Below are 6,744 nucleotides of genomic sequence, written 5' to 3' on the forward strand. Positions count from 1 at the left end.
ATGAGAACGCTCAAGACGGCTGCATTAATTTTAGAGCCACAAACTGCCGAACATGCAGAGGCGATGTTTGTCGTTTTGAGGGATCCAGCCATTTATGAATTTGAAAACGCGCCACCCGTATCCGCAGATTGGCTACATGCGCGCTTTCTCAGGCTAGAAGCGAGAGCTTCCCCAGATGGCGCTGAGCAATGGCTTAATTGGGTGATCCGGCTAACAGCATCCCAACAATTAGCAGGCTATGTACAGGCTACCATCACCGATCAGCACGCCCTGATTGCTTATGAATTATCGAGTGCACATTGGGGCAAAGGCATTGCACGAGCCGCAGTCAGCGCCGTATTGCAAGAGTTAGCTCAACACTATGGCATCAAGCAATATTTTGCGATTTTGAAACGGCACAATATTCGCTCTAAAAAGCTACTCGATAGGCTGGGCTTTGTGCAGGCATCTGCGACTGAATTACTGATGCTCAATCCTGATGCCGATGAAAACGCCATGTTTCGCAAGACTTATGAAAGCGGCCCAGATTGGCCTGATCCGCACCACCCTTCCGGCCATTCTTCTAAAGGTGCAGGACGCCCAAAGTAATAGCCTTGGGCACGCTGGCAGCCCAGCTCATGCAATCTTTGCGCCTGCTCTAGTGTTTCTACCCCTTCAGCCACTAGGGGCACATCAAAACCACCAGCCAGACGAATAATGGCGGAGACAATTGCTTCGCTCTTATGATTATCTAAAAAACGGCTCACAAACGATTGATCGATTTTTAAGCAATCAAAAGCAAACTGATGCAAATAAGACATCGATGAATAGCCCGTGCCAAAATCGTCAATCGCAATGGATACACCAAGCAATCTAATCCGGCTGATTAATGTAGCAATCACATTGCTGTCTTCAATCAAAATAGATTCAGTAATTTCTAAAGTGAGATTATGCGGAGATAAAGAAAACTCCTGCAAAATGGCTTCCAGCTTTTGATAAAAATCAGACTGAATCAACTGTCGCACCGAGACATTCACATGCACATCAAAATCACTTGCCCAGCCATTTTTTAAGCGCTCGGCAATTTGGCGACATGATTCGCGCAGCACCCAATGGCCTATCGGTAAAATCAGGCCGGATTCTTCTGCCAAAGGGATAAACACGCCGGGAGCAACCAAGCCACGCTGGCCGCTTTGCCAGCGCACCAGGGCTTCTGCACCAATCACCTTGCTATCACTTAATCTAACTACCGGCTGAAAATAAACTCTAAATTCATTTTTCTCTATAGCGGCATTCAGCTCGGCGATTAAATGGATTTTCTGCGTTGATTGCTCGGCCATACTGCCCTGAAATACCTCATACGAAATCGGCCCCTTATCTTTTGCTTTACTTAAAGCCATACTAGCATTTCTTAAATGATCAATTAACTCAATATGATTAAAACTTGCACAAACTACACCCAGACTGCCCGTAATTAAAACTTCATCGTATTGCAAATGAAAAGACTGAGAAAAACTATCCAGATATTTATTAATCAGATCATCCAGACGAACCACATTAAAATCAACCGGCACACAAATTACAAATTCAGTTTCTGCTACTCTGGCAAATAAAGCTTGCTGCGGCAAATGTTGTTTTAAGTTATTTACAATCGCACACAGTAGTTCCTCTCCCTGCTCATAACCAATACTATCGTGAATACTGCGATAATTATCCAGACCAATTAAGAACAAAGCATCCCAGCGCATCTCGGGTGATTTTTTAACGATCTCCAGCATTTCTTCCAGCAATCCCTCTCTACTGAGCAAACCAGTAATATGATCATGGCGAATACGATAATTCAATTGCTCAAACGAGCATGACAATGCATTAGACATTTCATCAAAAGCATTAGCCAGTAATTTAGTTTCTTTTAGCTGTAAACCACCGGCAATTGCAGGTTGCCACTCCTGTTTTGCCAGTAATTTAGCAGTTTGAGCAGCCAGCAAAATGGGCTTTGTGATACTAGCAATGATTTTCCACGCTACTAAAGCGGCAAATAAACCGATACTCAGCACAATTAATAGCGTAACCAGCATATCTTTTTTTAAGGTACCTAATAAATCACGCTCTGGAATCAGGATAACAATACGCCAATTTAACCCATTATTATCCGCCACAGGAGAAACACGGCCATATATTTTTTCACCATTCAGATCAAATTCAAAATCTTTAATGTTCTTTTCAAACAACAGCGTTGCACTTTTTTTAATCATGTCATTCGCACTATCTACAGGCTTTAATAATTTTGCACTTTCCTGAGTGGGCAATACTAGTAAAGGAGTGCGTGGCAATGGTATTTCAAGGCTAGAGTGAGAAATTAATTCATTATTATCTCCCACGATATAAATAGCACCATTACCCAAATTTGGGCTTGCTCTTAGATAGCCATCAAAATTATCCAGTTTGATATCACTGGCCACTACGCCAATAAAATTCATTGAGCGATCATAAAGCGGGCTACTAAAAGAAACCGTAATACCTTGCACTGCATCATAATCTTGATAAGCAGCCGTCCACGCTGGTTTTTTACTTTTAGCGACAGGTGCATACCAAGGCCTAGGCCTAGGATCGTAATGAGAGAATTGATTTAAAATGGGATCAGAGGATTGCAAACCTTTATAAAAATTTAAATAATAATTGGTTCGCTTATCTTTAAGCAACAAAGAAAACTGGTTTGTTAGAATTTCCCGGCTAATCGCAATATATTCACCGTGCACAGAGCCAAAAGAAATCAAGCTCAGTTGTTTTTGATCAGGAAAAACTTCAGCCAAAATATGGGCAAAAGGCATTTCAAACTTCGATAAATCCTGATCTGAAGGCGAGTATTGCTCGCTCATCAGTACTGCCACCATCCTATTAGCCAGCGCTGGCGCACGTAAAAAAACATTTAAATCGCTACGCACCGCAGCCACTTCAGCGGAAATAACTTTACGGCTTAAATCTTTGAGCATTTTGGATTGATTGCGCATTTGCAAAGTGATAATCGCACCCAGCGTTAGCACCAGCATAATGATAAAAGTGGCAGTAACTGCAAACTGAAGCGACACCCGCCCGTGCAATCTCAATTTTTCTAATTCCAAAACATGCCTCAATTTTTTAAGAATTTCACTGCGCAACTAAAAAAACAATCAAACCAAGATAAAAAGGAAGAGGTACTCTAAAGTGAGCAGTCTTGAGCCTTCTGGCACAGCGCTGCAGTTGATCATTCAATCTGCTTTAAATAGTTTACAAAAGCAGGCTATAGCTTCAGTTGACCTTATATTGAGCAGTGTTTGATCCGGCCAATAAACAGATTTAAATCGCTTTTCTATCTGATTAAGCAGGGCATATTACTAAATTCTAATGTGCATGACTACCAGCGATACAAAATCAGCAATCAGCACCCTTCATATTGCTAAAAATCAGCCACTTATAGATGGCTATTACATTACTCTGCATTGTTGTCTTACACTAAATCGTAGCCCTAAAATTTATCTTATACAACTTAGCCCTTCTTATTACACACATAAAAATGTCGTAATAGAGTTGCAGCTCTAGTACGACATTTTTAAACAGTCATCCCTTTATTGTTAAAAAATAAAGCGAAAAACACAGATCAATCTCTATTTACTACCGCAATCCCTAGTGGCAAAAAGTCTATTCCATAATTAATGAAATCAGAGACGCTTTAACAACATAATCTGAGCTATAAGCCAGCACAAGGATCACTTCTTTTTGCCACAGCAATCAGCTGCTCCTGATCAAATGCCCCCTGCTTACTGCCTTCAACAAAGCCCATTGATAGCGTATTAGGCAGCCAGACCGGCACACCCATGTCGCGGCGCACATGGCCATTGCCAGCCAGCAGCACCACGCCCCGCGCCTGATAAGGCTTCATCACCTTGGCCATCACCGCATCTCGGGCGATTTGGGCCAGCGCCATGCCATCGAGTAAGTTTTCTGGCAGCTTATTGCAATGCCCCACTCGCACTTCTTCTCGCTGGGCGGCCAGCAAACCGGCAGGCAAGGGCTGAGTAAAACCCAGCTCTTCTGCATTGACGAGCGCAGCAAGGCCAGATTTCACGACTTTGGATGCGTCTTGGCGCGATAAATTGGCCGCAACAATAGGTAAATCATAACGCATGGCCAGCTCGATTACGGGCCTGTAAAGTGGCCAATCCCAGCGCTTTCCGCCGATTTTTTGAATTAAATAATCAGGATTATTCGGCTGCTCCAACCGCGCCTGTTCTAAATCTGCCTGGCGCTCTACATCAAACTGCTCCATGGCAATCGCCGGACGCCAGCCTGCTTTCACCGCTTTTTCTAAAGCCTGAAAGCGGGCCTGATGCCCCAAAGCGTTATCGTGCACTTCGCCCATCAGCACATAAGATTTACCCGCAAAAGGTGCACTAGCTGGGCTGTTGGCACAGGCGCTTAAAACAAACGCAGCACAGAGGGCGGGGAGAATTTTTTTATACATGAGTACCTTAGCAAATGAATGGTGATACGGCGAATCATCGTAGGGAGGGTGAAGCCCGCCGAGTTTGGGTATGAAAGGCTACGGAAAGCGGCGGGTTTCACCCCATGTGCGCTAACCAAAGTCAAAAAGACCTTTTTAGTGCCTTCGGCACGTTGATTTTGGAGCGGTTAGCCACCGCGGGGCCTTCCTTTCTTGCTTCGCCAAGAAACGAAGCCAAAGAAGGCGACCCCACGAAACACGAAAGCCCCTGCGCTGCGGACAATCGAGTCGGCGGCAGGCGGGATTGGCTCGTTCCTCGCTCCCTGGCCGAAACCCCGCCCCGCTTGTTCCTCGCTCCGGCGTGTTTCAAGGGGGGATTTAAGCCCCGTGCTTTGATCCGTTATACCGAATGTTAATTACTGGGTTTTAAAATACTCAAAACCTTACAAAAGAACATAATTCAAGTCTTGTTTTTCTCCGTGAAACTCCGTGTTCTCTGTGACCTCCGTGGTTCGAGATTTGGGTTTGCCTGCGTAACATGAGTTAAATAGAATTAGGCTGGATCCACCGGCCCCAGAATGGTCCACGCTTTATGCAGGCGCTCATCCTCGGCAAAGATTTCCAGCATTGCACTGGCAACATCCGCTCTTGGCAAATAATTGCCCGCATCATCGCGCCCTGCCAGCACCCGATATTGGCCAGTTGCAGGCTGATGGCTTAGGCCAGCTGGCCTTGCAATCATCCAAGCTAAAGTGCTTTGCTCTAAGCGCTGCTCGGCCTGATTTTTAGCTTTAATCGCCTCGCCCAACATGCGCTGGGCCCCTTCGGCTAATGAATCCCATTGATCACCGCAGCCTAAAGATGTGCCAAGTAAAAACCGTATTTGGGGTGCAGCCGCTTCTAAAGCCTCGATCACATTTAAATTGCCTAGGGCATCAATCCGCTGCCCTGCCGCATTTTTACCACCCAGAACACTGATCACCTTCGATGCACCCGCTTGCTGGATGGCAGCAATGCAATCATCCACGCTAAAAGCATCTCCCGTAATCAAAGAAACACCCAGCTCGCTTAAAGCGGCAGTATCACTCTCGGCTCTCACCATGGCGGCCACCTTCTCACCGCGCAAAATGCAGGCCTTTGCAAGACAAAGCCCCAGCCCTCGGCTGGCACCAAAAATCAATACATCATGCATATCTTGTGTGGCCTTTAAAATAGTAAATAGCAATCATCATCATTTAAACATTACAGCATTCCCTCGATGTCTTGTAGCCCAAATAATGCGCATCATCGGCAGTCTTTGAGCAACACGAACAAACTCTGTCGATTTATAAAGCGCTAAACCTTGAACCACAGAGTCCACAACCATTCAACCCTTGGCTTTCTCTCTGAAACTCTTTGCTCTCTGTAGGGATCGAGGGTTCAAGATTTGACCCTAAATAACATCTAGTTCCCCTGCGATGACTGCGCAAAAAATCGATGTAATGATTCAAGCTGGCTAGTGGAGATTTCACCTTTGCTATCTCGACCTAAAAACACCTTAAACATCACGCCGCCCTCGTGATTGGTAAACAGCACAGAAGCCGTAGCGCGGCCCATAAAGGGGCGCTCGATCGCATAAATCGCTCCGCAATGGCTGACCCTTAAATGCCCATGCAAGCCGGTTGGCCCCGGAAGATTAAAAAATCCGTGGCTCAGCTCGCCCGCAGGAATCGGCCCTGTGAATTCCATAATCACATCGCTGCTATGCATAATCACAGTCACATCGCCCCAGTTAGCCATTTCCATCAATAACTCGGCCATTTTTTCACCCGCAATGCGCTGCCACATGGCCTCTGGCAGGCATTCAATCACTTCATTCATGGGTAGTGCTGAGGCGGTGGCTAAGCCTTCTAGCACCACACCAGGATTTTTGCTAAGACGTTCACGTAAGGATTGAGTGTTGTTCATGATTTTTTCCAAAATAGTTAACAAATTGTTATGCCGAAAAACCCAAATCTTGAAACACAGAGGTCACAGAGAACACAGAGTTTCACGGAGAAAAACAGCGCATAAATGAAGTGTTCCCAATAAGCTTTTGAGTATTTTCAACTCCAATAATCTGGGTATCTATCCCTGCTCTTGGCAGGGGGCTTTTTAAAGTCCCCTTGAAGCACGCCGAAGCGAGGAATAAGCGGCTCGGGGTTTCGGAAAAGGGGTAGCGAGGCAGCGAGCGAGCAGCCTTTTTCGCCGAGCCGATTATCCGCAGTGAGGGGCCTTCGTGCTGGTCGGGGCGGCCTTCTTTGCTT

6 protein-coding genes are annotated in these 6,744 nt (G+C 45.6%); 1 reads left to right on the plus strand and 5 read right to left on the minus strand.

Features of this window, described 5'->3' with window-relative positions; genetic code table 11:
* On the plus strand, nt 1-588 hold the full coding sequence (locus ACFQNF_RS17425; protein WP_380189186.1) for a GNAT family N-acetyltransferase: 588 nt from the start codon (nt 1-3) through the stop codon (nt 586-588).
* Here ACFQNF_RS17425 and ACFQNF_RS17430 read toward each other — a convergent pair.
* The 5 genes from ACFQNF_RS17430 to ACFQNF_RS17450 all read right to left on the minus strand — a co-directional run.
* Nucleotides 510-3,101: a bifunctional diguanylate cyclase/phosphodiesterase gene (locus ACFQNF_RS17430; RefSeq protein WP_380189187.1), complete on the minus strand. Its 2,592-nt coding sequence runs from the start codon at nt 3,099-3,101 to the stop codon at nt 510-512. The two genes, ACFQNF_RS17425 and ACFQNF_RS17430, sit on opposite strands and share 79 nt — an antisense overlap.
* A 605-nt stretch (nt 3,102-3,706) precedes the next feature.
* Nucleotides 3,707-4,480, minus strand: a complete 774-nt coding sequence (locus ACFQNF_RS17435) for a ChaN family lipoprotein (protein WP_380189188.1) — start codon at nt 4,478-4,480, stop codon at nt 3,707-3,709.
* 532 nt (nt 4,481-5,012) lie between these two features.
* Complete coding sequence (locus tag ACFQNF_RS17440; RefSeq protein WP_380189189.1) at nt 5,013-5,684, minus strand: NAD(P)-dependent oxidoreductase; 672 nt, start codon at nt 5,682-5,684, stop codon at nt 5,013-5,015.
* Between the two features lie 218 nt (nt 5,685-5,902).
* The gene (gene hutX / locus ACFQNF_RS17445) at nt 5,903-6,406 is read right to left on the minus strand and encodes a heme utilization cystosolic carrier protein HutX (protein WP_380189190.1); all 504 of its coding nucleotides are present in this window, start codon (nt 6,404-6,406) and stop codon (nt 5,903-5,905) included.
* An 82-nt stretch (nt 6,407-6,488) separates the two neighbouring features.
* The coding region (locus tag ACFQNF_RS17450) for a hypothetical protein (protein WP_380189191.1) at nt 6,489-6,744 on the minus strand (256 nt) is incomplete at its 5' end.

The sequence above is a fragment of the Iodobacter arcticus genome (assembly GCF_042664895.1).
In the GTDB taxonomy this organism is placed as follows: Bacteria; Pseudomonadota; Gammaproteobacteria; order Burkholderiales; family Chitinibacteraceae; genus Iodobacter; species Iodobacter arcticus.